16 protein-coding genes are annotated in these 26,648 nt (G+C 68.3%); 12 read left to right on the top strand and 4 right to left on the bottom strand.

What is annotated here, in order from left to right; genetic code table 11:
• Positions 1 to 46: 46 nt before the first annotated feature.
• Together dapD and dapC are read right to left on the bottom strand one after the other, a co-directional pair.
• A complete protein-coding gene (gene dapD, locus ACS5NL_RS16915; protein ID WP_439355049.1) occupies positions 47 to 880 on the bottom strand; it encodes a 2,3,4,5-tetrahydropyridine-2,6-dicarboxylate N-succinyltransferase in 834 nt (277 codons plus the stop codon).
• Positions 881 to 915: 35 nt separating this feature from the next.
• On the bottom strand, positions 916 to 2,142 hold the full coding sequence (dapC, locus tag ACS5NL_RS16910; RefSeq protein ID WP_439355048.1) for a succinyldiaminopimelate transaminase: 1,227 nt from the start codon (positions 2,140 to 2,142) through the stop codon (positions 916 to 918).
• Between the two features lie 149 nt (positions 2,143 to 2,291).
• Between dapC and smc the strand changes: the two genes are divergently transcribed.
• The 7 genes from smc to ACS5NL_RS16875 all read left to right on the top strand — a co-directional run bounded on the left by smc (position 2,292) and on the right by ACS5NL_RS16875 (position 15,608).
• On the top strand, positions 2,292 to 5,813 hold the full coding sequence (gene smc, locus ACS5NL_RS16905; protein ID WP_439355046.1) for a chromosome segregation protein SMC: 3,522 nt from the start codon (positions 2,292 to 2,294) through the stop codon (positions 5,811 to 5,813).
• Positions 5,814 to 5,851: 38 nt separating this feature from the next.
• The gene (locus ACS5NL_RS16900; protein WP_439355045.1) at positions 5,852 to 7,006 is read left to right on the top strand and encodes a cell division protein FtsZ; all 1,155 of its coding nucleotides are present in this window, start codon (positions 5,852 to 5,854) and stop codon (positions 7,004 to 7,006) included.
• Positions 7,006 to 9,060 (top strand): NAD-dependent DNA ligase LigA, encoded by a 2,055-nt coding sequence (ligA, locus tag ACS5NL_RS16895; protein ID WP_439355044.1) that lies wholly within the window; start codon positions 7,006 to 7,008, stop codon positions 9,058 to 9,060. The genes ACS5NL_RS16900 and ligA overlap by 1 nt, the downstream gene beginning before the upstream one ends.
• Positions 9,061 to 9,216: 156 nt before the next feature.
• The gene (locus ACS5NL_RS16890) at positions 9,217 to 9,756 is read left to right on the top strand and encodes a peptide deformylase (protein WP_439355043.1); all 540 of its coding nucleotides are present in this window, start codon (positions 9,217 to 9,219) and stop codon (positions 9,754 to 9,756) included.
• A gap of 86 nt (positions 9,757 to 9,842) precedes the next feature.
• Positions 9,843 to 11,273, top strand: a complete 1,431-nt coding sequence (locus tag ACS5NL_RS16885) for an efflux transporter outer membrane subunit (RefSeq protein WP_439355042.1) — start codon at positions 9,843 to 9,845, stop codon at positions 11,271 to 11,273.
• A gap of 5 nt (positions 11,274 to 11,278) precedes the next feature.
• Positions 11,279 to 12,418, top strand: coding sequence for an efflux RND transporter periplasmic adaptor subunit (locus ACS5NL_RS16880; RefSeq protein ID WP_439355041.1), 1,140 nt, complete (start codon positions 11,279 to 11,281; stop codon positions 12,416 to 12,418).
• Between the two features lie 10 nt (positions 12,419 to 12,428).
• The gene (locus ACS5NL_RS16875; RefSeq protein WP_439355040.1) at positions 12,429 to 15,608 is read left to right on the top strand and encodes an efflux RND transporter permease subunit; all 3,180 of its coding nucleotides are present in this window, start codon (positions 12,429 to 12,431) and stop codon (positions 15,606 to 15,608) included.
• Positions 15,609 to 15,629: 21 nt separating this feature from the next.
• Here ACS5NL_RS16875 and ACS5NL_RS16870 read toward each other — a convergent pair whose 3' ends face one another.
• Together ACS5NL_RS16870 and map are read right to left on the bottom strand one after the other, a co-directional pair.
• The gene (locus ACS5NL_RS16870) at positions 15,630 to 18,323 is read right to left on the bottom strand and encodes a [protein-PII] uridylyltransferase (RefSeq protein WP_439355039.1); all 2,694 of its coding nucleotides are present in this window, start codon (positions 18,321 to 18,323) and stop codon (positions 15,630 to 15,632) included.
• Positions 18,324 to 18,337: 14 nt separating this feature from the next.
• On the bottom strand, positions 18,338 to 19,159 hold the full coding sequence (gene map, locus ACS5NL_RS16865) for a type I methionyl aminopeptidase (RefSeq protein WP_439355038.1): 822 nt from the start codon (positions 19,157 to 19,159) through the stop codon (positions 18,338 to 18,340).
• A 125-nt stretch (positions 19,160 to 19,284) separates the two neighbouring features.
• On the opposite strand from map, the gene ACS5NL_RS16860 reads away from it, so the two are divergent.
• The 5 genes from ACS5NL_RS16860 (at position 19,285) to ACS5NL_RS16840 (ending at position 26,566) form a co-directional block, all read left to right on the top strand.
• The gene (locus tag ACS5NL_RS16860; RefSeq protein WP_439355037.1) at positions 19,285 to 19,935 is read left to right on the top strand and encodes a hypothetical protein; all 651 of its coding nucleotides are present in this window, start codon (positions 19,285 to 19,287) and stop codon (positions 19,933 to 19,935) included.
• Between the two features lie 93 nt (positions 19,936 to 20,028).
• On the top strand, positions 20,029 to 24,036 hold the full coding sequence (purL, locus tag ACS5NL_RS16855) for a phosphoribosylformylglycinamidine synthase (RefSeq protein ID WP_439355036.1): 4,008 nt from the start codon (positions 20,029 to 20,031) through the stop codon (positions 24,034 to 24,036).
• A gap of 7 nt (positions 24,037 to 24,043) precedes the next feature.
• Positions 24,044 to 24,856 carry a phytanoyl-CoA dioxygenase family protein gene (locus ACS5NL_RS16850; RefSeq protein WP_439355035.1) on the top strand — a complete coding sequence of 271 codons (813 nt, stop codon included), beginning with the start codon at positions 24,044 to 24,046 and terminating at the stop codon, positions 24,854 to 24,856.
• A gap of 86 nt (positions 24,857 to 24,942) precedes the next feature.
• On the top strand, positions 24,943 to 25,908 hold the full coding sequence (locus ACS5NL_RS16845) for a DUF808 domain-containing protein (protein WP_439355034.1): 966 nt from the start codon (positions 24,943 to 24,945) through the stop codon (positions 25,906 to 25,908).
• A gap of 124 nt (positions 25,909 to 26,032) precedes the next feature.
• The gene (locus ACS5NL_RS16840) at positions 26,033 to 26,566 is read left to right on the top strand and encodes a hemerythrin domain-containing protein (protein WP_439355033.1); all 534 of its coding nucleotides are present in this window, start codon (positions 26,033 to 26,035) and stop codon (positions 26,564 to 26,566) included.
• Positions 26,567 to 26,648 lie beyond the last annotated feature (82 nt).

Below are 26,648 nucleotides of genomic sequence, written 5' to 3'. Positions count from 1 at the left end.
GGTGTTGCCCCTTGAGGGGCGGAGCGCTGCGACGGGTGTGGGCCATTCAGTCGCGCAGCAGGTCGTTGATGCTGGTCTTCGAGCGCGTCTGGGCGTCGACCCGCTTGACGATGATCGCGGCGTACATGCTGTAGTCGGCGCCGTTGGCGGCCTTCTTGGGCAGGTTGCCGCTGACCACCACCGAGCCCGAAGGCACGCGGCCGTAGCTGATTTCGCCGGTCGCGCGGTCGAACAGGGGCGTGCTCTGGCCGATGTAGACGCCCATGCCGAGCACCGAGTTTTCTTCCACGATCACGCCTTCGACCACTTCCGAGCGGGCGCCGATGAAGCAGTTGTCCTCGATCACGGTCGGGTTGGCCTGCAGCGGCTCCAGCACGCCGCCGATGCCCACGCCACCGGAGAGGTGCACGTTCTTGCCGATCTGGGCGCAGGAACCGACGGTGGCCCAGGTGTCGACCATGGTGCCCGAATCGACATAGGCGCCGATGTTCACATACGACGGCATCAGGATCGCGCCCGGAGCGATGTAGCTGCCGCGGCGAGCCACGGCCGGCGGCACCACGCGCACGCCGGTGGCCCTGAGTTCGGCGTCGGAGAGGTGGGCGAACTTGGTCTGCACCTTGTCGAAGAAAGCCAGCTCACCGGCCTTCATGACCGCGTTGTCCTTCAGGCGGAACGACAGCAGCACGGCCTTCTTGATCCACTGGTGCACCGTCCACTGGCCCACGCCTTCGCGGGTGGCGACGCGCAGCTTGCCGCTGTTGAGTTCGGCGATCACGTGTTCGACCGCGTCCAGCACTTCCTTCGGAGCGGAGGCGGGCGAGAAGTCGGCGCGGTTGTCCCAGGCGGTGTCGATCAGGGTTTGCAGTTGTTGGGTCATGAGGCTGGTCAGCGTTGAAGTGGAAGAGGGTCGGTTCAGTGGGTCTGTTCGCGGCAGAAGCGCACGATGCGTTCGGCGGCTTCCAGGCATTCGGCGGGTTCGGCCACCAGGGCCATGCGCACACGGCCGGCACCGGGGTTGGCGCCACCACTGGCGCGCGCCAGGTAGCTGCCGGGCAAAACCGTCACATTGTATTGAGCCAGCAGCTCGCGGGCGAAGGCTTCGTCGGCGCTGAGGCCGGCGATTTTCCCCTCGAACGACGTTGGCACGCCGGCCCAGAGGTAGAAGGCCGCGTCCGGCAGCGCCACGTCCAGCACCTCGGCCAGCATCGGCGTGACGGCGGCGAACTTCTCGCGGTACTGGCGCCGGTTGTCGATCACGTGCTCTTCGTCGCCCCAGGCGGCCACGCTGGCGGCCTGCACGGCCGGGCTCATGGCGCCGCCGTGGTAGGTGCGGTAGAGCAGGAAGCTCTTGATCAGCGCCGCATCCCCCGCCACGAAACCGCTGCGCAGCCCCGGCACATTGCTGCGCTTGGACAGGCTGGTGAACATCATGAGGTTCCTGAAGTCGGTCCGGCCCAGCTTGACCGCGGCTTCCAGCCCGCCCAGCGGCGGTTCGTCACGGAAGTAGATCTCGCTGTAACACTCGTCCGAGGCGATCACGAAACCGTGGCGGTCGCTCAGTTCGAACAGCGTTTTCCACTCGGCCAGCGGCATCACGGCGCCGGTCGGGTTGCCCGGGGAGCAGACGAAGATCAGCTGCGTGCGGGCCCAGACCTCCTGGGGCACGCTGTCCCAGTCGACCGCGAAGTTGCGCGACGCCACGCTGGGCACGTAGTACGGCTGGGCGCCGCCCAGCAGGGCCGCGCCTTCGTAGATTTGGTAGAACGGGTTGGGAAACGCCAGCGTGGCACCGGGTTTCGAGGCGTCCAGCACGGTCTGGGCGAAGGCGAACAGGGCCTCGCGCGAGCCGTTGACCGGCAGCACCTGGTTCGCCGGGTTCACGGTGACGCCGTAGCGGCGCTGCATCCAGTCGGCACAGGCCTGGCGCAGGGTGGGCTCGCCCGCGGTGGCCGGGTAACCGGTCAGGCCGGTGTCCAGCGCGGTCGCCAGCGCGTCCTTGAGCATCTGGGGCGTGGCGTGCTTGGGCTCGCCGATGCCCAGGCTGATCGGGCGCAGGGCGGGGTTGGGCGTGATGCCGGCAAACAGCTGGCGCAGCCGCTCGAAAGGGTAGGGCTGCAGGAGGGACAACTTGGGATTCATGGGGGTGGATTATCCCAAGGCCCCGCACCGAGGTCGCCGGTGCGTCTGGCGACAGGTCGACACGGTATCATGCGCGTTGCGGTCCGGCCCCGTGATGGGGAGGATTTTTCTTATAAATCAACCAGTTAGCTTTCCGAGACCGAGTCACCGTGCGCCTCAATTCGATCAAGCTGTCGGGCTTCAAGTCCTTTGCCGAGCCGACCAACTTCATGCTGCCGGGGCAACTGGTGGGCGTGGTCGGTCCCAATGGCTGCGGCAAGTCCAACATCATGGACGCCGTGCGCTGGGTGCTGGGCGAGAGCAAGGCGTCCGAACTGCGTGGCGAGTCCATGCAGGACGTGATCTTCAACGGCACCAACAACCGCAAGCCGGCCAGCCGTTCCAGCGTGGAGCTGGTGTTCGACAACGCCGACCACCGCGCCGGCGGCCAGTGGGGCCAGTTCCTGGAAATCGCGGTCAAGCGCGTGCTGACCCGCGACGGCACCAGCAGTTACTACATCAACAACCAGCCGGTGCGCCGCCGCGACGTGCAGGACGTGTTCCTGGGCACCGGCCTGGGCCCGCGCGCCTACGCCATCATCGGCCAGGGCACGATCAGCCGCATCATCGAATCCAAGCCCGAGGAACTGCGCCTGTTCCTCGAAGAAGCCGCCGGTGTCTCCAAATACAAAGAGCGCCGCCGCGAGACCGCCAACCGCCTGGCCGACACGCGCGAGAACCTGACGCGGGTCGAAGACATCCTGCGCGAGCTCGGCGCCAACCTCGACAAGCTGGAGAAGCAGGCCGAGGTCGCCGCGCGCTACAACACCCTGCAGTCGGGCGCCACGCTCAAGCAGCACCAGCTCTGGTTCCTCAAGCGCAGCGAGGCCGAGGCCGACCAGGTCAAGGTCAAGAACGACGCCGCGCAGGCGGTGAACGACCTGGAGTCGCGCACCGCCGACCTGCGCCGCGTCGAGTCCGAACTCGAAACCATCCGCCAGGCGCACTATGCCGCCGGCGACCAGGTCAACCAGGCCCAGGGCAAGCTGTACGAAGCCAGCGCCGAAGTCGGCAAGCTCGAAGCCGAGATCCGCTTCGTGGTCGAGGGCCGCCAGCGCGCCGAGCAGCGCCTGGCGCAGCTCAAGGAGCAGATTGCCTCCTGGTCGACCCGCAGCCAGGACGCCGGTGTCGAGCTGGAGCAGCTGGCCGAATCCATCGTGGGCGCCGAAGAGCGCTCGATCGAGCTGGCCGCGCAGGGCGAAGAGCAGGCCGGCAGCCTGCCCGCGCTCGAAGACGCCTTGCGCGCCGCGCAGAACGCCGCCAACGAGCAGCGCGGCAGCGTCAACCAGGTGCAGCAACAGATCCAGGTGCTGGCCGCGGAGCAGCGCAACATCGAAGAACAGAGCCGCCAGCTCAACCAGCGCCGCGAGCGCCTGACGGCCGACCGCAACGCCCTGGCCGCGCCCGACGAAGCCCGCGTGGCGCAGTCGCAGGCGGCGTTCCAGCAGGCCGAACAGGCCGCCGAGCTGGCCGAGGCCGTGCTGCACGAGCTGCAGGACAGCGTGCCCGAGCTGGACGAACAGCGCCGTGCCGCCCAGGCGGCGGTCAACCAGGAATCGGCGAAACAGTCCGATCTGTCGGCCCGCCAGGACGCGCTCAAGGCGCTGCAGGAGAAGGTCCGCACCGACGGCAAGCTCAAGCCCTGGCTGGCCAAACACGGGCTGGACGGGCTGCAGGGGCTGTGGAGCCGCATCCATGTGGAGCCCGGCTGGGAAAACGCGCTCGAAGGCGCATTGCGCGAGCGCCTGAGCGCGCTCGAAGTGTCCCGGCTGGAGATGGTCAAGGCCTTCGGCCAGGACGCGCCGCCGGCCAAGCTCTCGTTCTACAGCCCGCCCGCGGCCGAAGTGCTCGCGCCCGCCCGTGCCGGCCTCAAACCGCTGACCGACTGGCTGCGCCTGAACGATGCGGGCCAGAAAGCGCTGCTGGCCGAGTGGCTGCAGGGCTGCTGGACCGCCGCCAATCTGGACGAAGCCATGGCGCAGCGCGGCCAGCTGCAGGCCGGCGAGGCCATCTATGTGCCGGCCGGCCATGTGGTCAGCGCGCACAGCGTCAGCTTCTACGCGCCCGACAGCGAGCAGGCCGGCCTGCTGGCCCGGGCGCAGGAAATCGAGAACCTCGACAAGCAGCTCAAGGCGCAGGTGCTGATCGCAGAGCAGGCGCGCGCCGCGCTGGTGCGCGCCGAAGCCGCCTACACCGACGCCTCGCAACGGCTGGTGAGCGCGCGCCGCGAAGGCGCCGAGACCCGCGGCCGTGCCCACGAATTGCAGGTGGAAATGCTGCGTCTGACGCAGCTGGCCGAACAGACCCGTGCCCGCAGCGAGCAGATCGCCGCCGACCTGGCCGAGGTCGACGGGCAGCTGGACGAGCTGCAGGAACGCCGCGTCACCGCCGAAGCCCGCTTCGAAGAACTGGACATGCAGCTGGCCGACAGCCAGGAGCGGCATGCGCAACTCGACGACAAGGTGATCTCGGCCGAACGTGGCCTGAACGGCGCCCGCGAGCAGCAGCGCAGCCTGGAGCGCCAGGCGCAGGAAGCGACCTTCACCCTGCGCAGCCTGCAGGCGCGCCAGGGCGAGTTGCAGCGCTCGCTGGACACCGCCGCGACGCAGGAAAAGTCGCTGGCCGACGAAGCCGAGCGCGCCAGCGACGAACTCACCCGCTTCACCGCCGCCGCCGCCGAGGCCGGACTGCAGTCGGCGCTGGCCATGAAGCTGGAGCGCGAGCAGGCGCTGGGCGCGCTGCGCAGCCAGTACGACGACCTGACCGCCAAGCTGCGCGCCAGCGACGAACGCCGTCTCCAACTGGAGCGCGAGCTCGATCCGCTGCGCCAGCGCATCACCGACTTCCAGCTCAAGGAACAGGCCGCGCGCCTGGGCGTCGAGCAATACAGCCAGCAGCTGGCCGAGGCCCAGGCCGATCTGGCCGCGGTGTCGCAGAGCATCACCGAGGGCAATGTGCGCCTGACCGGGCTGCAGAGCGAGATCGACCGTTTCCACCGCGAGATCCAGTCGCTCGGTGCCGTCAATCTCGCGGCGCTGGACGAACTCACCGCCGCCCGTGAGCGCAAGACCTTCCTGGACGCGCAGTCGGCCGACCTGGTCGAAGCGATGAACACGCTGGAAGACGCGATCAAGAAAATCGACGCCGAAACCCGCGACCTGCTGGGCAGCACCTTCGCCACCGTCAACCAGCACTTCGGCCAGATGTTCCCCGAGCTGTTCGGTGGCGGCAACGCCAAGCTGGTCATGACCGGCGAAGAAATCCTGGACGCGGGCGTCCAGGTGCTGGCGCAGCCGCCTGGCAAGAAGAACCAGACCATCCACCTGCTCTCGGGTGGTGAAAAGGCGCTCACCGCGATTGCGCTGGTGTTTGCCATCTTCCTGCTCAACCCGGCGCCGTTCTGCCTGCTGGACGAGGTCGACGCGCCGCTGGACGACGCCAACACCGAACGTTATGCGCGCCTGGTGACCAGCATGAGCAAGAAGGGCACGCAGTTCCTGTTCATCAGCCACAACAAGATCGCCATGGAAATGGCCGAACAGCTGATCGGCGTGACCATGCAGGAGCAGGGCGTTTCCCGCATCGTTGCGGTGGACATGGAGTCCGCCGCCGGCATGCTCGAGTCCGCCTGAGTACCCCACCACAGACCTCTTCGACCGCTTACCACCCCATGAGCACCCTGCAAATCAGCCTGGCCATCGTCGGCGGTCTCGTTCTCGCCGGCGTTGTGGCCTACAACGCCTGGGTCACCCGCCGCAGCGCACCGCGCACCGCACGGGGTTTGCAGGAGGCCGAGGCTGCGCCGCAGGTCACCGGCGACAGTGCCGCCGAGCCCGGTGGCGCGGTCGAGCCGGTGATGGGCGAGGACAGCGTCGGCGGCGGCGAGCGCATCGAGCCCGTGCTGCGCGACGAACCGTTCCAGGCGGTGTCGGTGCGCGAGGACATCCGCCCGTCGCCCGCGGTGGCGGTGACGCTCAACCACGTGGTGACCACGCCCGAGAAGAAGCCCGGGCTGGACGCGCTGATCGACGTGATCGCGCCGCTGCAGCTGGATGGTCCGGTGTCCGGTGACGCGGTCATTGCCGCGCTGCCCGGCACCCGCCGTGTCGGCAGCAAGCCGTTCGCGGTGGAAGGTCTGATCGAAGACGGCAGCGAGTGGGAGGCTCCCCGTCTCGGGCAGCGCTACAGGTCGCTGCAGGTGGGCGTGCAACTGGCCAACCGCGCCGGTGCGCTCAACGACATCGAGTTTTCCGAGTTCGTGATGAAGGCGCAGGCCTTTGCCGACACCATCGGCGCCATGCCCGATTTCCCCGACATGCGTGGTGAAGTGGCGCGTGCGCGCGAGCTGGATGCGTTTGCCAGCGGCCACGATGCCCAGCTGGGACTGACGCTGCGGGCGCGCCGCGCCGCCTGGAGCCCGGGTTATGTGTCGCAGAACGCGGCCCGGTTCGGCTTCGTGGCCGGCGTGCTGCCGGGGCGCATGGTGCTGCCGGGCAGCGTGACCGGTCAGGCGCCGATCCTGAGCCTTTCATTTGATCCGCAGGCCGCGATGGCCGAGGACCCCGAGCAGAGCGCCTTGCGCGAAGTCTCGCTGTCGCTGGAAGTGACCCATGTGCCGCGCTCCGAGCAGCCCTATGTGAAGCTGCGCCAGGCGGCCTCGGCCCTGGCCGAAGCCATGGACGGCGTGATCACCGACGACGCTGGCCAGCTGCTGGGCAGCGACACCATGGACCGCATCGGCGCCGACCTTGAGGCGCTGTACGACGCCCTCGACAGCCACGACCTGTCCGCCGGCTCGCCCCAGGCTAGACGCCTGTTTTCCTGATGAACCAAGACCTGTTTGCCGCCGAGCCTTCGCCGGCGGAGCGCGCGGCGGAACTGCGCGCGCAGCTGCACCACCACGCCCACCGCTACTACGTGCTCGACGACCCGGAGGTGCCGGATGCCGAGTACGACCGCCTGTTCCGCGAGCTGCAGGCCATCGAGGCCGACCACCCCGAGCTGCTGACACCCGATTCGCCGACCCAGCGTGTGGGCGGCAAGATCCTCGACGGTCTGACCCCGGTGCGCCACGCGGTGCCCATGCTGTCGATCCAGACCGAGACCGACACCACGGCTGCGGGCGCGGAAGCGTTCGATGCGCGCGTGCGGCGCGAGCTGGAGCTGTCACCCGAAGCGCCCGCAGTCCCGTACGCGGCCGAACTCAAGTTCGATGGCTTGGCGATCAACCTGCGCTACGAACGTGGCGTGCTGGTGCAGGCCGCCACGCGCGGCGACGGTGAGACCGGCGAAGACGTGACACAGAACATCCGCACGGTCGGTCAAATTCCCTTGAAGCTGCGGGGCGACGCTCCCGAAGTCCTTGAAGTGCGCGGCGAGGTCTACATGCGCCGCGACGACTTTGACCAGCTCAACGAACGCCAGCGCGAAAAGGGCGAGAAGACCTACATCAACCCGCGCAACACCGCCGCCGGCGCCGTGCGGCAGCTGGACCCGTCGGTGACGGCGCAGCGCCCGCTGTCGTTCTTCGCCTACGGGCTGGGTGAGGTGCTCGGCTGGACACTGCCGGAGACACACAGCGGCCTGCTGGACGCGCTGGCCGCGTTCGGCCTGCCGGTCTGTGCCGACCGCTGTGTGGCGGACGGCGCTGCCGGGCTGGTGGCGTTCCACGACGCGATCGAAGCGAAGCGCGACAGCCTGCCCTTCGACATCGACGGTGTGGTCTACAAGGTCAACAGCCTCGAACTGCAGCGCCGCATGGGCTTCAAGACCCGCGAGCCGCGCTGGGCGGTGGCGCACAAGTACCCGGCGCAGGAACAATTGACGACGGTGCAGGCGATCGATGTGCAGGTCGGGCGCACCGGCAAGCTCACCCCGGTGGCCAAGCTGGCGCCGGTGTTCGTGGGCAACGTGACGGTGACCAACGCGACGCTGCACAACGAGAACGAAGCGCGCCGCAAGGACGTGCGGGTCGGCGACACGGTGATCGTGCGCCGCGCGGGCGACGTGATTCCCGAGGTGGTCGCTGTGTTGCCCGAGAAACGGGTCGACGGCGCCGAGCCGTTCACCATGCCCGGGCACTGCCCGGTCTGCGGCAGCGTCGCGGTGCGCGAGGAGGGCGAGGTCGACCACCGTTGCACCGGCGGCCTGTTCTGCAGCGCGCAGCGCAAGCAGGCGATCCTGCATTTCGCGCAGCGGCGCGCGGTCGACATCGAAGGCCTGGGCGACAAGCTGGTGGACCAGCTGGTCGACGCCGACGTGGTCAAGACCCTGCCCGACCTCTACCGCATGGGCCTGATGGCGCTGGTCAACCTGGACCGCATGGCCGAGAAGTCGGCGCTGAACGTGCTCGACGCGCTGGAAAAATCCAAGCGGACCACCTTGCCGCGCTTCCTGTTCGGCCTGGGCATCCGCCACGTCGGCGAGGCCACGGCCAAGGAGATGGCGCGGCATTTCGGCGGGCTGGACGCGATCATGGACGCCAGCACCGAGCAGCTGCTCGAAGTGCGCGATGTCGGACCGGTGGTGGCCGAGAGCATCCACACCTTCTTCGAGCAGCCCCACAACCGCGAGGTGGTCGAGCAGCTGCGGGCCTGTGGCCTGAGCTGGGAAGAGGGCGCGCCGGCCGAGCGCGCGGCCCAGACGCTGGCGGGCAAGACCTTCGTGCTGACCGGCACTTTCCCGACGCTCAAGCGCGACGAGGCCAAGGATCTGCTGGAAGCCGCCGGCGCCAAGGTTTCGGGCTCGGTGAGCAAGAAGACCGACTACGTGGTGGCCGGCGAAGAGGCCGGCAGCAAGCTGGACAAGGCGCGCGAGCTGGGCGTGGCGGTGATCGACGAGGCCGGCATGCTGGCCCTGCTGGCCGCGCCGGCGACCTGACGGCGCCGTTTTCGCCGTTGCCCGCGCCGTGCGCGGGCACCTTCCTGCCGGCAAGGCTGCTGACAACGGTTTGTCAGGAATGCCGGTGGGGGTTGTGGCGAGTGCGGCAAGTCGGCCGACAATCGCGGATCCGCTGAAAAGCCATCTCCGACAACCATGGCCATCCGACCCCTTCTCAAAATGGGCGACCCGCGCCTGCTGCGCGTGGCGCAGCCGGTGACCGCCTTCGACACCCCCGAGCTGCACGCGCTGATCCAGGACATGGAGGACACACTGGCCGACGCCAATGGCGCCGGGCTGGCGGCGCCACAGATCGCCGTCGACCTGCAGGTCGTGATCTTCGGCACCGGCGCGCCCAACCCGCGTTATCCCGAGGCACCGGTCGTGCCACGCACGGTGCTCATCAACCCGGTGATCACGCCGCTGGGCGACGAGCAAGAAGAGGGCTGGGAGGGCTGTCTGTCGGTGCCGGGACTGCGTGGCGTCGTGCCGCGCTGGCAGCGCATCCGCTACGAAGGGTTCTCCCCCGACGGCAGTAGGGTTGACCGGGAGGCCGAAGGTTTTCATGCTCGCGTGGTCCAGCACGAGTGCGACCACCTGATGGGCATGCTGTATCCGATGCGGGTGCGCGACTTTTCACGCTTTGGCTACACCGATGTGGTGTTTCCAGGGCTGAGCCAAACTGAAAAAAACTGAAACAAAAATCGGCCGGTGAGGGCCGCGGGCATCGATATGCTCTGCGGGTTTGCTGCGCCGCAACGCAATGGGAGTTCCTTGTTCCAATGAAACATTTCCTGATCCTGGCAACCGCAGCGGGCCTGACGGCCTGCGGCAGCATGGGCCCTGCGCCCGAGGCTGCCCTGCGCAGCGCCGACAGCAGCGTGCCCGCGGGCTGGTACGCACCACCATTGCCCCACAACGGGCAGACCGCCGCCCTGGCCGACTGGTGGTCGCGCTTGGGTGATGCGCAGTTGCCCTCCCTGATCGCCGACGCCCAGAAGGGCAGCGCCAACGTCGCGACCGCGCGGGCCCAGGTCTACGCGGCACGGGCCGCACTGGCCGGGGCCGACAGCGCCAGCCTGCCGCAGGTCGGCCTGACGGCAGGTGTCTACCGCGGTGTCAGCGCCAGCGCGCCGCTGGGCACCGGCATGAACGCGGGCCTGCAGGCTTCATGGGCGCTGGACCTCTGGGGCCAGAACGCGTCGTCGGTGCGGCAATCCGCCGCCGAAGCGGCCGCGGCTCAGGCGGGCTGGCACCAGGCCCGGGTGCTGACGGCGGCCGAAACGGCGCGTCTGTATCTCGGCTGGCGTTCTTGCCTCGCACAGCGCGCCGTGATCGACAACGACTTTCGCTCGCGCGAAGTCACCGCACGCAGCGCGGCCGACACCGAACGCGCCGGCCTGCTCGCGCCCGCCACCGCGGCGCTCGCCCGCGCTGGCCGGGCCGATGCGCAGGCCCGCCTTGCACAGCAGACCCGCAGTTGCGAACAGCAGTTCAAGGCACTGGTGGCACTGACCGGGGTGAACGAGCCCCAGTTGCGCGAGCGGCTGGGCAGCGGTGCGAACCTGCCCGACCCGGCGCAGGCCGGTTCGTCGCTGGCCGTCGCGGCCGTGCCGATGGACGTGTTGCGGCAGCGGCCGGATGTGGCCCGCGCACAGCAGGAGCTGATTGCTGCGGCCGAAGGCGTGGGCGTGGCCCGCGCGGCGCTCTGGCCCAGCCTCAGCCTGAGCGGCAATGTGCTGCGCAACCGCTTCTCCACCGGTGGTGAGAGCACCAGCTTCAACAGCTGGTCGGTCGGGCCGCTGGCGCTGAACCTGCCCCTGATCGGTCGTGGTGGACTGAACGCCTCGGCCGACGCCGCGAGTGCCCGCTACGAAGCGGCCGCGCTGGCCTATGCCGGTGTGCTGCGCAGCGCGGTGTCGGACGTCGAGCAGGCGCTGGTGGCGCTGGACGCGCTCAAGACCCAGCTGACGGCCAGCCGCCAGGCCGTGGCCGACTACACCCGTTCGTTCGAGGCGACCGAAGCGCGCTACCGCGTGGGTCTGGCCAACCTCAACGAACTGGAAGACGCGCGCCGCCTCAAGCTCAATGCCGACAGCGGCGCCGTCGCGCTGCAGCTGGACCACCTCAACACCTGGATCGCCCTGTATGTCGCCCTGGGCGGCGGCTTCGATCCCCAGACCGCACCGGAGCCGGTGCGCCAAGCCTCATGAAGACCATGCACCCTTTTCATCTGAACCCGACGGGCCGCGTGGCGGCCGCCCTGTTGCTGACCTCGGTGCTCGTGGTCGCCTGTGGCAAGGACGACAAGCCCGCAGCCAAGGACGGCAAGGAAGGCGCTGCCCCTGCGGCGGCTGCGGGTGCTCCCGCTGCTGCGCCCAAGCCCGCGATGACGGTGACCACGGCCAAGCCCGAGTCGGCCAGCCTGTCGCTGCTGCTGCAGGCCAACGGCAACATCGCCGCCTGGCAGGAAGCCAGCGTCGGCGCCGAGGTGCCCGGGCTGCGGCTGGCGACGGTGAACGTCAACATCGGCGACGCGGTGAAGAAGGGCCAGGTGCTGGCCACCTTCGCCCGCGAAACCACCGAGGCCGAGAACCTGCAGGGCAAGGCGGCCCTGATGCAGGCCGAGGCCGGCTTCGAAAACGCCAAGGCCGACGCCGACCGCGCACGCTCGATCGAGAACACCGGTGCGCTGTCGAAGTCGCAGATCGCGCAGTACCTGACGCAGGAAAAGGTGACCCGGGCGCAGTTCGAAGCGGCCAAGGCCGCCTACGGCGCGAGCCAGATCCGGCTGGGCAACACGCAGGTGCGCGCGCCCGACGACGGCGTGATCTCGGCCCGCACGGCGACCGTGGGCGCCGTGGCCGGTGCGGGGCAGGAACTGTTCCGACTGGTGCGCCAGAGCCGCATGGAGTGGCGCGCCGAGGTGACGCCGTCCGAAGTCGGCAAGGTCAAGGTCGGGCAGAAGGTCGACGTCACCGCCGCCAGTGGCCTCAAGGTGACCGGCACGGTGCGCGCGATCGCGCCGACCGCCGATCCGCAGACCCGCAATGTGCTGGTGTTCGCCGATCTGCCGAAACACGGCGAACTCAAGGCAGGCACCTTCGCGCGCGGCCAGTTCCAGCTCGGCGCCAGCCAGGCGCTGACCGTGCCGGCCCAGTCCATCGTCGTGCGCGACGGCCACAACTACGTGTTCGTGGTCGGTGCCGACAACAAGGCCTCGCAGCGCAAGATCGAGACCGGCCGCCGCACGGGCGAACGGGTCGAGGTGCTCGACGGCCTCAAGGCCGAGGAGTCGGTGGCGGTGCAGGGCGCGGGCTTCCTCAACGAGGGTGACCTCGTGAAACTGGCCAAGTGAAGGACCCGCGATGAACGTTTCCGCGTGGTCCATCAAGAACCCGATTCCGGCGGCGATGCTGTTCGTCATGCTGACGCTCGCCGGTCTGTTCTCGTTCTCGTCGATGAAGGTGCAGAACTTCCCCGACCTGGACGTGCCCAACATCACCATCGTCGCCAGCCTGCCGGGCGCCGCGCCCAACCAGCTGGAGAACGATGTCGCGCGCAAGCTGGAAAACAGCCTGGCGTCGCTGCAGGGTCTCAAGCACATCTACACCAAGGTGCAGGACGGCACGGTGTCGATCACTGCCGAGTTCCGCATTGAAAAGAGCACGCAGGAAGCGCTGGACGACGTGCGCTCGGCGGTGGCCAAGGTGCGCGGTGACCTCCCGACCGACCTGCGCGAACCGATCATCAACAAGCTCGAACTGGCCGGTGGCGCCGTGCTGGCCTACACCGTCCACTCCGACAAGATGGACGACGAGGCGATCTCCTGGTTCGTCGACAACGACGTGGCCAAGCTGCTGCTGTCGGTGCGTGGCGTGGGGGCGGTCAACCGCGTCGGTGGCGTCAACCGCGAGGTGCAGATCCTGCTCGACCCGCTCAAGCTGCAGTCGCTGGGTGCGACCACGGCCGACATCTCGCGCCAGCTGGCGCGGGTGCAGATCGAGAGTGCGGGGGGCCGGGCCGACATCGGTGGCAGCCAGCAGCCGCTGCGCACGCTGTCGTCGATGAAGTCGGCCGAAGAACTGGCCGCGCTCGAACTCTCGCTGTCCGACGGCCGCCGGGTCCGCCTGGACCAGATCGCGACCGTGAAGGACACGATCGCCGAACCGACGGCCGCCGCCTTCCTCGACGGCAAGCCGGTGGTCGGTTTTGAAGTGGCGCGCAGCCGCGGCGCCAGCGAAGTCGAAGTGGGCCACGGCGTGCGGGCCAAGCTCAAGGACATGCAGGCGGCCCGTCCGGACCTGCAGATCACCGAGTCGTTCGACTTCGTGACGCCGGTCGAGGAGGAATACAACGCCTCGATGACGCTGCTGTACGAGGGCGCGCTGCTGGCGGTGCTGGTGGTGTGGCTGTTCCTGCGCGACTTCCGGGCCACGGTGGTGTCGGCGATCGCGCTGCCGCTGTCGGCGATTCCGGCCTTCATCGGCATGCACTACATGGGCTTCACCATCAACGTGGTGACGCTGCTGGCGATGTCGCTGGTGGTCGGCATCCTGGTGGACGACGCCATCGTCGAGGTGGAAAACATCGTGCGTCACATGCGCATGGGCAAGTCGCCGTACCAGGCCGCGATGGAAGCGGCCGACGAGATCGGCATGGCGGTGATCGCGACCACCTTCTCGCTGATCGCGGTGTTCCTGCCGACGGCCTTCATGGCCGGCATTCCCGGCAAGTTTTTCAAGCAGTTCGGCTGGACGGCGGCGCTGGCGGTGTTCGCCTCGCTGATCGTGGCGCGGGCGCTGACGCCGATGATGGCGGCCTACATCCTCAAGCCGGTCGTGACCGCCAAGGACGAGCCGGGCTGGGCGCGCAACAACCGCGTGCTCGGTGCGATCTGGACCTGGATGACCAACCAGAACGAGCCGGGCTGGCTGCACACCTACCAGGGCTGGGCGGCCTGGTGCATCCGCCACCGCTGGATCACGATGGCGGGCGCCGCCCTGTTCTTCGCCGGCTCGGTGATGCTGATTCCGCTGCTGCCGCAGGGCTTCGTGCCGGCCGACGACAACTCGCAGACCCAGGTCTATCTGGAGTTGCCGCCCGGCAGCACGCTGCAGCAAACCGTGGCCACGGCCGAACACGCGCGGGTGCTGGTCGCGGGCGTGCAACACGTCAAGTCGGTCTACACCACCATCGGCTCCGGCTCGGCCGGCAGCGACCCGTTCGCCCCGCAGGGCGCGCAGGAGTCGCGCAAGGCGGCGCTGACGATCCAGCTCGATCCGCGTCATCAGCGGCCGCGCAAGCAGGTGATCGAGAACCAGCTGCGCGACGTGATGTCCGGCATCGCCGGCGTGCGCTACAAGGTCGGCCTTGGCGGCTCGGGTGAGAAGTACATCCTGACCCTGACCGGCAACGACGCCAATGCCTTGTCGACCGCCGCCCGCGCCATCGAGCGCGACCTGCGCACCATCCAGGGCGTGGGCAGCATCCAGTCGTCGGCCGCGCTGGTGCGCACCGAGATCAACGTGACGCCGGACCTGCAGCGTGCCGCCGATCTGGGTGTGACCAGCTCGGCGATCGCCGAGACCCTGCGCATCGCCACCGTGGGCGACTACGACAGCGCATTGCCCAAGCTGAACCTGCCGCAGCGGCAGGTGCCGATCGTGGTCAAGCTCGACGGCGCTGCCCGCCAGGATCTGGAGGTGCTGGGGCGTCTGTCGGTGCCGGGCGCCAAGGGCCCGGTGATGCTGAGCCAGGTCGCCACGCTGAGCTTCGGCGGTGGCCCGGCCGTGATCGACCGCTACGACCGCGCGCGCAACATCAACTTCGAGGTCGAACTCGCCGGCATTGCGCTGGGCGACATGAAGACCGCGGTCGAGCAACTGCCGAGCATCCGCAACCTGCCGCCGGGCGTACAGGTGCTAGAGATCGGCGATGCGGAAGTGCAGGGTGAGCTGTTCGCCAGCTTCGGTCTGGCGATGCTGACCGGCGTGCTGTGCATCTACATCGTGCTGGTGCTGCTGTTCAAGGCCTTCCTGCACCCGTTCACCATCCTGACCGCGCTGCCGCTGTCGCTGGGCGGTGCCTTCGTGGCGCTGCTGCTGACCAACAAGGCGTTCTCGATGCCCTCGCTGATCGGCCTGATCATGCTGATGGGGGTAGCGACCAAGAACTCGATCCTGCTGGTCGAGTACGCGATCGAGGCGCGGCGGGTGCACGGCCTGACGCGGCTCGATGCGATCCTGGACGCCTGCCACAAGCGGGCGCGCCCGATCGTGATGACGACCATCGCCATGGGCGCCGGCATGTTGCCCATCGCGGCCGGCTGGGGCGAGTCCGACGGCAGCTTCCGTTCGCCGATGGCCATCGCCGTGATCGGCGGCCTGATCACCTCGACCTTCCTGAGCCTGCTGGTGATCCCGGCGGTGTTCACGATCGTCGACGACGTGTCGCTGTTTTTTGGACGCTTGTTTGGGCGCAGCCCTGCGACGTCGGCCCCTCAAGGGGGCGTCAGCGGCAGCCCGGCAGAACCGGTTCCGCGCTGACCCGGACCTGGGGGGCTGTGTCTAGCCCTCCAGGGTCTCCAGCAGCTCGGTCTCGATCTCGATCTGGCGCTTGTTGACCTGCAGCTCGAAGCCGCTGATCAGGAAGGTGTCTTCGACGCGCTCGCCCAGCGTGGTCACCTTGGCCAGCTGCACGCTGATCTCGTGCCGCGCGAGCACGCGCGAGACGCAATAGAGCAGACCGGCGCGGTCGCTGGCCGAGATGCTGAGCAGCCAGCGCTGCGCCTTTTCGTCCGGGCGCAGGTCCACGCGCGGCGTGATCGGGAAGCTCTTGACCCGGCGCGAGAGCCGGCCCTTGCTGGGCGGTGGCAGCGGGCCGCGCTGGTCGATCGTGGCTGCCAGGTCCTTTTCCACCATGGCGGTCAGCTCGCGGTAGTGGTCCGAGAGCGTGGGCGCGACGACCTGGAAGGTGTCCAGCGCATGGCCGGTCAGGGTCGTGTGGATGCGGGCATCCAGGATCGAGAAGCCGGCGTTGTCGAAGTAGCCACAGATGCGGGCGAACAGGTCGCTCTGGTCGGGGGCGTAGACCAGCACCTGCAGGCCCTCGCCTTCCGGCGACAGCCGGGCACGCACGATGGCGGCGTCGGGCCCGGTGGCCTCGCCGGCCGGTGCGGCCGCCACACCGGTTTCGCCCCGGGCGTTGATCGCGAGCTGGCGCGTCAGCACCCGCGTGTGCCAGGCGATCTCGTCGGCCTGGTGGCGCATGAAATAGCCCACATCCAGGGTTTCCCACAGCGTCTTGTGCGCCAGGTGGGGCAGGGCGTGCAGCGCCAGCATCGACAGCGCCTCGCGCTTGCGGGCCTCGACCACGGCGTCCGGATCGGGCGCGCGGCCGCCCAGCGCGCGCAGCGTGTAGCGGTACAGGTCTTCCAGCAGCTTGCCCTTCCAGGCGTTCCAGACCTTGGGGCTGGTGCCACGGATGTCGGCCACCGTCAGCAGGTAGAGCGCGGTCAGGCGGCGCTCGTCGCCCACGCGCTCGGCGAAGGCCTTGATGACGTCGGGATCGCTCAGGTCTTCCTTCTGCGCGATCCGGCTCATGGTCAGGTGCTCGGACACCAGGAACTCGATCAGGCGGCTGTCTTCGCGCTCGATGCCGTGCTGGCGGCAGAAGCTGCGCACGTCCTTGGCGCCCAGCTCGGAGTGGTCACCGCCGCGGCCCTTGGCGATGTCGTGGAACAGGGCGGCGACGTAGAAGATCCACGGCTTGTCCCAGCCGGCGGCCAGCTGCGAGCAGAACGGGTATTCGTGCGAATGCTCGGCGATGAAGAAGCGGCGCACATTGCGCAGCACCATCAGGATGTGCTGGTCCACGGTGTAGACGTGGAACAGGTCGTGCTGCATCTGGCCGACGATGTGGCGGAACACCCAGAGGTAGCGGCCCAGCACCGAGGTCTGGTTCATCAGGCGCATCGCGTGCGTGATGCCGTCGTTCTGCTGCAGGATCTGCAGGAAGGTGGAGCGGTTGACCGGGTCGGCGCGGAAGGCGCCGTTCATGATCGGCCGTGCGTTGTAGAGCGCGCGCAGCGTGCGGGCCGACAAGCCCTTGATGCCCAAGGTGGTCTGGTACAGCAGGAAGGTTTCGAGGATCGCGTGCGGCTGGCGGATGTAGAGGTTGTCGCTGGCGACCTCCAGCATGCCGGCCTTGTCGAAGAAACGCTCGTTGATCGGGCGCAGGGCTTCCGGCCCGATCTCGTCGCTGTTCAGGCGCTCCTCGATGTTGAGCAGCAGGATCTGGTTGAGCTGGGTCACGGCCTTTGCCGCCCAGTAGTAGCGGCGCATCAGCTCTTCGCTGGCGCGCCGGGTGCTGCGCGCGGTCCTGGCCGGTGGCTGGGTGTCGGGTGCGGGCTGCTGCGACTTGTAGCCGAACGACTCGGCCACGGCGGTCTGCAGGTCGAACACCAGCCGGTCTTCGCGCCGGTGGGCCAGCAGGTGCAGGCGCGCCCGGATCAGGCTGAGCAGGGCTTCGTTGGCCTTGATCTGGCGCACCTCCAGCGGCGTGGCCAGCCCCTTGCGTGCCAGCTCGTCCCAGCTGCGACCCAGGCCGGCGGCCTTGGCGACCCAGAGGATGACCTGCAGGTCGCGCAGCCCGCCGGGCGACTCCTTGCAGTTGGGTTCGAGCGAGTAGGGCGTGTTTTCGTACTTGGTGTGGCGCTGGCGCATCTCCAGCGTCTTGGCGACGAAGAAGGCCTTGGGGTCCATCACCTCGCCCAGTTGCCGCACCAGGGCCGGGAACTGCTGGCGGGCGCCGACGATCAGCCGGCATTCCAGCAGCGAGGTCTGCACCGTCACATCGCGGCCCGCTTCTTCCACGCATTCGGCGGTGGTCCGCACGCTCGACCCGATCTCCAGTCCCACGTCCCAGCAGGAACCGATGAAGGCTTCGAGCCGGTTCTTGAGCGCTTCGTCCACATCCGGCTTCACGCCGTCGGGCAGCAGCACCAGCACGTCGACGTCCGAATGCGGAAACAGCTCGCCGCGGCCGTAGCCGCCGACCGCGATCAGCGCGAACCCAGGGCCGAAGCCGGCGCTGGTCCAGAGCTGGCGCAGCGTGTCGTCGGTCAGGCGGGCCAGTTGCTGCAGCGCCTGGCGCACGCCGCGCATGGACGCGCCCTGCTGGCTCAGCTGTTCCAGCAGCGCGGTCTTGTCCTGCCTGTAGCGCTGGCGCAGCGCGACGATGTCGCCGGGAACGTCACCCATGCAGGCTCCCGGATTCAGCAGGACGTGGTGGTCACGAACGGTGGCAGCGGCGGGCTGCCGGCCGACAGGGTCAGCACCTCGTAGCCGGTCGGCGTGACCAGCACGGTGTGCTCCCACTGGGCGGAGAGCGAGCGGTCGCGCGTGACGATGGTCCAGCCATCGCCCATCTCCTTGATGTCGCGCTTGCCGGCATTGATCATGGGCTCGATGGTGAAGGTCATGCCGGGCTTGAGTTCCTCCAGCGTGCCGGGGCGGCCGTAGTGCAGCACCTGCGGGTCTTCGTGGAAGCGCTGGCCAATGCCGTGGCCGCAGAACTCGCGCACCACCGTGTAGCCGCTGCCTTCGGCGAAGGTCTGGATCGCGTGGCCGATGTCGCCCAGTCGCACGCCGGGCTTGACCATCACGATGCCCTTCCACATGGCTTCGAAGGTGACCTGCGAGAGGCGGCGCGCCTGCACGCTGCAGGCCGCCTCGCCACCGATCAGGAACATGCGGCTGTTGTCGCCGTACCAGCCCTCGGGCGTGATGACGGTGACGTCGACGTTGAGGATGTCGCCCTTCTTCAGCGGCTTCTCGTTGGGAATGCCGTGGCAGACGACGTGGTTGATCGAGGTGCAGAGGTGGCCGGGGTAGGGCGGGTAACCGGCGGGCTGGTAGCCGACGGTGGCCGAGCGCGTGCCCTGCTGCTTCATGTATTCGGCCGACAGCCGGTCGATTTCCAGCGTGGTCACGCCGGGCTGGATGTGGGGGGTCAGGAAGTCCAGGACCTCGGAGGCCAGTCGGCAGGCGGTGCGCATGCCGGCGATGCCGGCCTCGTCTTTGTAGGTGATGCTCATGGGACAGGATTATCCCGTGACCCGCAACCGTTTGAAACGAAGGGTGAAATCGCCACTTCTTCCTCTGGGCCACTTCTATACTGCGCCGCTCCCCCTTCCCAAGATTGAATGAAAGAGGCGTTTGCATGAAGAAGCTGCATGTCGCGGGCCTGAGCCTGCTGGTCCTGTCCGGTTCGGCCATGGCGCAGGGCGTCGGTGTGTACGGTGTGGTCGGTTCCGGCGGCCTGGGGGTTGGCGTGAACCTGCCGGTCGGCCCGGCGCTGGGCGTGCGCGGTGAACTCGCGCAGCTCAAGCAGTCCGACACCTACACCGAGGACCAGATCACCTACAAGGGCGACGTCAAGCTCAAGGGCAACGGCGTCTTCCTCGACTTCCGTCCGTTCATGGGCTCGTTCCGCCTGGTCGGCGGCGCGACCTTCGGCGGCACCTCGGCCTCGCTGCAGGCGCAGGCCACCGACGGCACCGTGACCATCGACGGCCAGCGCTTCAACGCCGCCGGCAACTCGCTGCGCGCCGACATCAAGTACCCCAGCACCATGCCGTACCTGGGCGTGGGCTGGGGCCATGGCCGCTTCAACGAACCGGGCCTGACCTTTGCCCTGGACCTGGGCGTGAGCATCGGCAAGCCCAAGGTGACGCTCACCGGCTCGGGCGGCCTGATGGCGCAGCCCGGCGCGCAGTCGGCGATTGCCGCCGAACAAAACAAGGTGCAGGACGACCTGAACGGCACCAAGGTGCTGCCGGTCGTCAAGTTCACGGTCGGATATCAGTTCTGACCGGTCGGTGCGCCGCAGGGCGGCGGGTAAAATCGCGGGTTTCCCCCATCCCCGGGACGCGCCCCGCGCCCGCCAGCCCCAAGGCCACCCACCGTGACCCTGCACCTGCGCTTTTTTGACGGCGGCAATGCCGTCAGCGACTTCAAAGTCCAGCAACTCCTGCCCCGTCTGCAGGGCATCTCCGACAAGATCACCGGCCTTTCGGCCCGCTTCGTGCACCTGGCGTCGTTCGACGCCGCGCCCGATGCCGCCACGGTGGAGCGCCTGGGTCAGCTCATGACCTACGGCGAGCCGGCGAGCGAAGGGCATCTGGCCGCCGAGAAAGCCGGCGCGCCCGCGCTGCTGGTCATGCCGCGCCTGGGCACCGTGTCGCCCTGGGCCTCCAAGGCCACCGACATCGCGCACAACTGCGGCCTGGCGCTGCACCGCGTCGAGCGCCTGGTCGAGTTCCGCATCGGTCTCAAATCCGGCCTGCTGGGCAAGGCCAGCCTGAGCGAAGAACAACTGCGCGCCGTGGCCGATGCGCTGCACGACCGCATGACCGAGGCCGTGACCACCGAGCGTTCACAGGCCGAAGCGCTGTTCACCGAACTGCACCCCGCGCCCATGGAGCACGTGGACGTGCTGGGCGGCGGCCGTGCCGCGCTGGAAAAGGCCAACGTGGACTGGGGCCTGGCCCTGGCCGACGACGAGATCGACTACCTGGTCAACGCCTTCAACGGTCTGAAGCGCAACCCGACCGACGTCGAGCTGATGATGTTCGCGCAGGCCAACAGCGAACACTGCCGTCACAAGATCTTCAACGCGCAGTTCACCATCGACGGCGTGGCGCAGGACAAGAGCCTGTTCGGCATGATCCGCCACACGCACCAGACGAGTCCGCAGCACACCATCGTGGCGTACTCGGACAACGCGTCCATCATGGAAGGCCACCAGCTGGAGCGCTTCGTCGCCCGCGCCGATGTGAAGGCGTCGCCCGCCTATCAAGCCGAAGCCGCGACCCACCACATCCTGATGAAGGTGGAAACGCACAACCACCCGACCGCGATTTCCCCCTTCCCCGGTGCTTCCACCGGCGCGGGCGGCGAGATCCGCGACGAGGGCGCGACCGGCCGCGGCTCCAAGCCCAAGGCCGGGCTGACCGGCTTCACCGTCTCCAAACTCTGGGGCGGCCTGAGCGACCAGCCGGGCGGCAAGCCCGAGCACATCGCCAGCCCGCTGCAGATCATGACCGAGGGCCCGCTGGGCGGCGCCGCGTTCAACAACGAGTTCGGCCGTCCGAACCTGCTGGGCTATTTCCGCGAGTACGAGCAGGACGTGGGCGGCGTGAGCCGCGGTTACCACAAGCCCATCATGATCGCGGGCGGCCTGGGCCAGATCGACGCGACGCAGACCAAGAAGATCGATTTCCCGGCCGGCACGCTGCTGATCCAGCTCGGCGGCCCGGGCATGAAGATCGGCATGGGCGGCGGCGCCGCCAGCTCCATGGCCACCGGCACCAACGCGGCCTCGCTGGACTTCGACAGCGTGCAGCGCGGCAACCCCGAGATCGAGCGCCGTGCGCAAGAGGTCATCAACCACTGCTGGGCGCAGGGTGAGAAGAACCCCGTGCTGTTCATCCACGACGTGGGTGCGGGCGGCCTGTCCAACGCCTTCCCCGAGTTGACCAACGACGCCGGCCGTGGCGCGCGCTTCGACCTGCGCGCCGTGCCGCTGGAAGAAAGCGGCCTGGCGCCCAAGGAAATCTGGTGCAACGAGAGCCAGGAACGCTACGTTCTGGCGATCGCGCCCGAGTCGCTGCCGCAGTTCAAGGCCTTCTGCGAGCGCGAGCGCTGCCCGTTCTCGGTCGTCGGCGTGGCGACCGAAGAGCGCCATTTGTCGCTGGTCGATGAAGGCAATGAAAGCCCGGTCGACATGCCGATGGACGTGCTGCTGGGCAAGCCGCCCAAGATGCACCGCGACGTCAAGACGGTGACGCGTGAATTCCAGCCGATGGACCTGACCGGCGTGTCGCTGGAGAAGGCCGTGATCGACGTGCTGAGTCACCCGACCGTGGCGTCCAAGCGTTTCCTGGTCACCATCGGCGACCGCACCGTGGGTGGCCTGTCGCACCGCGACCAGATGGTCGGCCCCTGGCAGGTGCCGGTGGCCGACTGCGCCGTGACCCTGGCCGACTACGCCGGCTTCGCCGGCGAAGCCATGTCCATGGGCGAGCGCACGCCGCTGGCGGCGATCAACGCCGCGGCTTCGGGCCGCATGGCGGTGGCCGAAGCCATCACCAACCTGCTGGCCGCACCGATCGAACTGCCCCGCGTCAAGCTGTCGGCCAACTGGATGGCGGCGTGTGGCGAGCCGGGTGAAGACGCCGACCTGTACGCCACGGTCAAGGCCATCGGCATGGAGCTGTGCCCGGCGCTGGACGTGTCGGTGCCCGTGGGCAAGGACAGCCTGTCCATGCGCACCCAGTGGACCGCCGAGGGCGAGAAGAAGAAGGTCACCTCGCCGGTGAGCCTGATCGTCACCGCCTTCGCCACCCTGGCCGATGTGCGCGGCACGCTCACGCCCCAGCTCAACCGCGACCTCGACGACACCACCCTGGTGCTGGTCGACCTGGGCAAGGGCCGCAACCGCCTGGGCGGCAGCGTGCTGGGCCTGACCCTGGGCCAGCCCGGCGACGAAGTGCCCGACCTGGACAGCCCGCAGGACCTGATCAACCTGGTCAACGCCGTCAACGCGCTGCGCGCCCAGGGCCAGATCCTGGCCTACCACGACCGGTCGGACGGTGGCCTGCTGGCCGCCGCCGCCGAAATGGCCTTTGCCGGCCATGTGGGTGTGTCGCTGAACGTGGACATGCTGGTCACCGAAGGCGATGGCATTTCGGACAGCCGCATGGACAGCGGCGACGCCAAGAACTGGGCGCAGCAGGTCAGCGCCCGCCGCGAGGAACTCACACTCAAGGCCCTGTTCAGCGAAGAGCTGGGCGTGCTGCTGCAGGTCAGGACCGAAGACCGCAACGCCGTGATGCAGACCCTGCGCGAGCACGGCCTGTCCAAGCACAGCCATTTCGTCGGCAAGACCCGCCCCCAGTCCTCGTCCATCGACGTGGGCAAGGGCCAGTTGCAGGTCTGGCGCGACACCAAGGCCGTGTTCAGCGCGAGCCTGTTCGACCTGCACCAGGTCTGGGACAGCGTGAGCTGGAAGATCAACCAGCAGCGCGACAACCCGGCCTGCGCGGACAGCGAGCACGCAGCGGCCGGCCTGGCCCAAGACCCGGGCATGCACGTCAGCCTGAGCTTCGACCCGCAAGACAACCTGGCCGCACCGTTCCTGAACCTGTCGCGCCCCAAGGTCGCGATCCTGCGCGAGCAGGGCGTGAACTCGCACGTGGAAATGGCCTATGCCTTCACGCAGGCCGGCTTCGAGGCCTACGACGTGCACATGACCGACCTGCAGTCGGGCCGCGCCAAGCTGGCCGACTTCAAGGGTGTGGTCGCCTGCGGCGGCTTCAGCTACGGCGACACGCTGGGGGCCGGCATCGGCTGGGCGCGCAGCATCACCTTCAATCCGCTGCTGTCCGAGCAGTTCCAGGGCTTCTTCGGCCGTGCCGACACCTTCGGTCTGGGCGTGTGCAATGGCTGCCAGATGTTCGCCGAGCTGGCCGACATCATCCCCGGCGCCGAAGCCTGGCCGCGCTTCACCACCAACCAGAGCGAGCGCTTCGAGGCGCGTCTGTCGATGGTCGAGGTGCTGCAGTCGCCCAGCCTGTTCCTGCAGGGCATGGCCGGCAGCCGCCTGCCGATCGCCGTGGCGCACGGCGAGGGCTTTGCCAACTTCAAGCACCGTGGCAACCCGGCGCAGGCCATTGCGGCCATGCGCTTCGTCGACAACGCCGGCACCGCCACCGAGCAGTACCCGTTCAACCCGAACGGCAGTCCGGGCGGCCTGACGGCGGTGACCACGGCCGACGGCCGCTTCACGGCCATGATGCCGCACCCCGAGCGCGTGTTCCGCAACATCCAGATGAGCTGGACCAGCGGCGACATCAACGCGCACAGCCCGTGGATGCGCATCTGGCGCAACGCGCGCAAGTGGGTGGCGTGATCCCGCGATGAGCCGGACGCACCCGCTGCCCGCCGACACCGTCCAGGCCTACGCCCGCGACGGGGCGGTGGTGCTGCGGGGCGTGCTCAATGCCGACGATCTGCGCACCCTGGAAGCCGGCATCGAGCACAACCTGGCCCACCTGAGCCCGCTGGCGCTGGTGGCCAGCGAGCCCGACGACCCGGGGCGCTTCGTCGAGGATTTCTGCACCTGGCTGTCCAATCCGGACTACCAGCGCATCCTGAAGGACTCGGCCCTGCCACACCTGGCGGCGCAGCTGATGCAGAGCCAGGCGGTGCGCCTGTACCACGACCACCTGCTGGTCAAGGAGGCCGGCACCCGCCAGCCCACCCCCTGGCACCAGGACCAGCCGTACTACAACGTCGGCGGCATGCAGAACGTGAGTTTCTGGATTCCGGTCGACCCGGTACCGCTGGCCAGCACCCTGCGCTTCGTGGCCGGTTCGCACACCGGCACCTGGTACATGCCGCGCACCTTCCGCGACCAGCAGGCCAGGTGGTTCCCCGAGGGCGCGCTGGCCGAACTGCCGCCGATCGACGCCGAGCCGGACACCCACCGGCAACTGGCCTGGGCGCTGGAGCCGGGCGACTGTGTGGCCTTCCACATGCTCAGCCTGCACGCCAGCAGCGGCACCGGCCCCGGCGTGCGACGGCGCGTGTTCTCGGCCCGTTACCTGGGCGACGACGCCACCCACGCGCCGCGCCGCTGGCGCACCTCGCCGCCGTTCCCGGATCTGGAGAACCGCGTGCCCGATGGAGCGCCAATGAACGACCCCCTGTTCCCGCTTGTCTGGCCCTGAATCGGCGTGAGACACCTTCCGGATTTCCCGGAAGCTTGCCTGATAGAGTGAGCCGCTTCGTTTCTTCACACCTGCTGCGACACACCATGGCCTCCAGCCTCTTTGTTCTTCTAGACGACATCGCCACCCTGCTTGACGACGTGGCCGTGATGACCAAGGTCGCGGCCCGCCAGGGCATGGCGGCCGCCGACGACGTGAGCGCCATGACAGGGCTCGCCGCCAAGAAGACCGCGGGCGTGCTGGGTGACGACCTGGCGCTGAACGCCCAGCAGGTCACCGGCGTCAACGCCGAACGCGAACTGCCGGTGGTCTGGGCGGTGGCCAAGGGCTCGCTGCTGAACAAGGCGATCCTGGTGCCGGCGGCGCTGGCGATCAGCGCGGTCGCGCCCTGGGCGATCACGCCGCTGCTGATGCTGGGCGGCCTGTTCCTGTGTTTCGAAGGCGCCGAAAAGCTGCTGCACGCCTTCCTCCACAAGAAGAGCGAGGACGACGCCCACCACGCCGAGCTGGTCAAGGCGGTGAGCGACGAGAAGGTCGACCTGGTCGCTTTCGAGAAGGAAAAGGTCAAGGGGGCGATCCGCACCGACTTCGTGCTGTCTGCCGAGATCATCGTGATCACGCTGGGCACGGTGGCCGCTGCCCCGTTCGCGCGGCAGGTCGCCGTGCTGGTCGGCATCTCGATCATCATGACCATCGGCGTCTATGGCCTGGTCGGCGGCATCGTCAAGCTCGACGACCTGGGCCTGCACCTGACGCGCAAGGCCTCGTCGGCGGCAAAGGCGGTCGGGCGCGCGATTCTGGCGTTCGCGCCCTGGCTGATGAAGACGCTGTCGGTGGTGGGCACGGCCGCCATGTTCCTGGTCGGCGGCGGCATCCTGTTGCACGGTGTGCCGGCCCTGGGCCATGCGGTCGAGCATTTCGCCGAAGGCCTGGGCGCCCTGGGTGCGGTGGTCAACAACCTGGCGGGCGGTGTGGCCGGTCTGCTGGCGGGCGCCGTGTGCGTGGTGCTGTTCAAACTGTTCAACCGGATGCGTGGTCAATCCGCACACTGAATGATCGCGGGGCCTTGACCTGAATCAAGGCCTTTCCCGTGCTGGTGTCTAGACTGGTCTCCAGATCGTGAGTGTGCTGAAGAAGTCCTTTGGCGGTCTCACGTGAACCCCCGAGAGGAGCACCATGAACAAGACCACCGACGCCAGCGCACCGATCAGCAACTTCACCAATTGCCACAGCGGCATCATCAAGCGTCTGAATGCGCTCGACGAGTTGCCTGCATTGCTGGAACCCGCGGCACGAGCCCGCCAGATCGCCGAACAGTCGCTGGAATTCTTCCGCGAAGCGATCTTCGAACACCACCTGGAAGAAGAGCGCGAGCTGTTCCCGGCCGTGATCGCCAGCGCACAACCCGGCGAAGAGCTGGAGCGTGTCAAGGCCATGACCAAGCGCCTGACCGAAGAACACCGCATGGTCGAGGCGCTGTGGAAGCGGCTCGAAAAGGGCCTCAAGCAGGTGGCCAAGGGGCAGAGCACCGATCTCGACATCGGCGAAGTGCAACGGCTGGTGACCGAATACACCGCCCACGCCCGCTACGAGGAAGTCGAGTTCCTGCCGCTGTCCGAACAGATCCTCGGCCGCAACAGCAACCACATGGCGGCACTGGGCCTGAGCCTGCACATGCGCCACGCCAGACCGGTCACCGCCTATATCTGAGGCGGAGGCGCGGGATCGAACAGGGGCGCTGCGGCGCCCTTTTTTCGTGGCCATGCCACGCCCGGGACCGGGTTGCGGTACA

The sequence above is a fragment of the Hydrogenophaga sedimenti genome, from assembly GCF_051857515.1.
GTDB lineage: Bacteria > Pseudomonadota > Gammaproteobacteria > Burkholderiales > Burkholderiaceae_C > Hydrogenophaga.
Note: the sequence above shows the minus strand (reverse complement) of the source record. Positions and strands in the feature narration are given on the sequence as shown.

Coding starts and splice junctions, on each gene's coding strand:
- dapD (WP_439355049.1), bottom strand. CDS start 880: ATGACCCAACAACTGCAAACCCTGATCGACACCGCCTGGGACAACCGC.
- dapC (WP_439355048.1), bottom strand. CDS start 2,142: ATGAATCCCAAGTTGTCCCTCCTGCAGCCCTACCCTTTCGAGCGGCTG.
- ACS5NL_RS16900 (WP_439355045.1), top strand. CDS start 5,852: ATGAGCACCCTGCAAATCAGCCTGGCCATCGTCGGCGGTCTCGTTCTC.
- ligA (WP_439355044.1), top strand. CDS start 7,006: ATGAACCAAGACCTGTTTGCCGCCGAGCCTTCGCCGGCGGAGCGCGCG.
- ACS5NL_RS16890 (WP_439355043.1), top strand. CDS start 9,217: ATGGCCATCCGACCCCTTCTCAAAATGGGCGACCCGCGCCTGCTGCGC.
- ACS5NL_RS16885 (WP_439355042.1), top strand. CDS start 9,843: ATGAAACATTTCCTGATCCTGGCAACCGCAGCGGGCCTGACGGCCTGC.
- ACS5NL_RS16880 (WP_439355041.1), top strand. CDS start 11,279: ATGCACCCTTTTCATCTGAACCCGACGGGCCGCGTGGCGGCCGCCCTG.
- ACS5NL_RS16875 (WP_439355040.1), top strand. CDS start 12,429: ATGAACGTTTCCGCGTGGTCCATCAAGAACCCGATTCCGGCGGCGATG.
- ACS5NL_RS16870 (WP_439355039.1), bottom strand. CDS start 18,323: ATGGGTGACGTTCCCGGCGACATCGTCGCGCTGCGCCAGCGCTACAGG.
- map (WP_439355038.1), bottom strand. CDS start 19,159: ATGAGCATCACCTACAAAGACGAGGCCGGCATCGCCGGCATGCGCACC.
- ACS5NL_RS16860 (WP_439355037.1), top strand. CDS start 19,285: ATGAAGAAGCTGCATGTCGCGGGCCTGAGCCTGCTGGTCCTGTCCGGT.
- ACS5NL_RS16850 (WP_439355035.1), top strand. CDS start 24,044: ATGAGCCGGACGCACCCGCTGCCCGCCGACACCGTCCAGGCCTACGCC.
- ACS5NL_RS16845 (WP_439355034.1), top strand. CDS start 24,943: ATGGCCTCCAGCCTCTTTGTTCTTCTAGACGACATCGCCACCCTGCTT.
- ACS5NL_RS16840 (WP_439355033.1), top strand. CDS start 26,033: ATGAACAAGACCACCGACGCCAGCGCACCGATCAGCAACTTCACCAAT.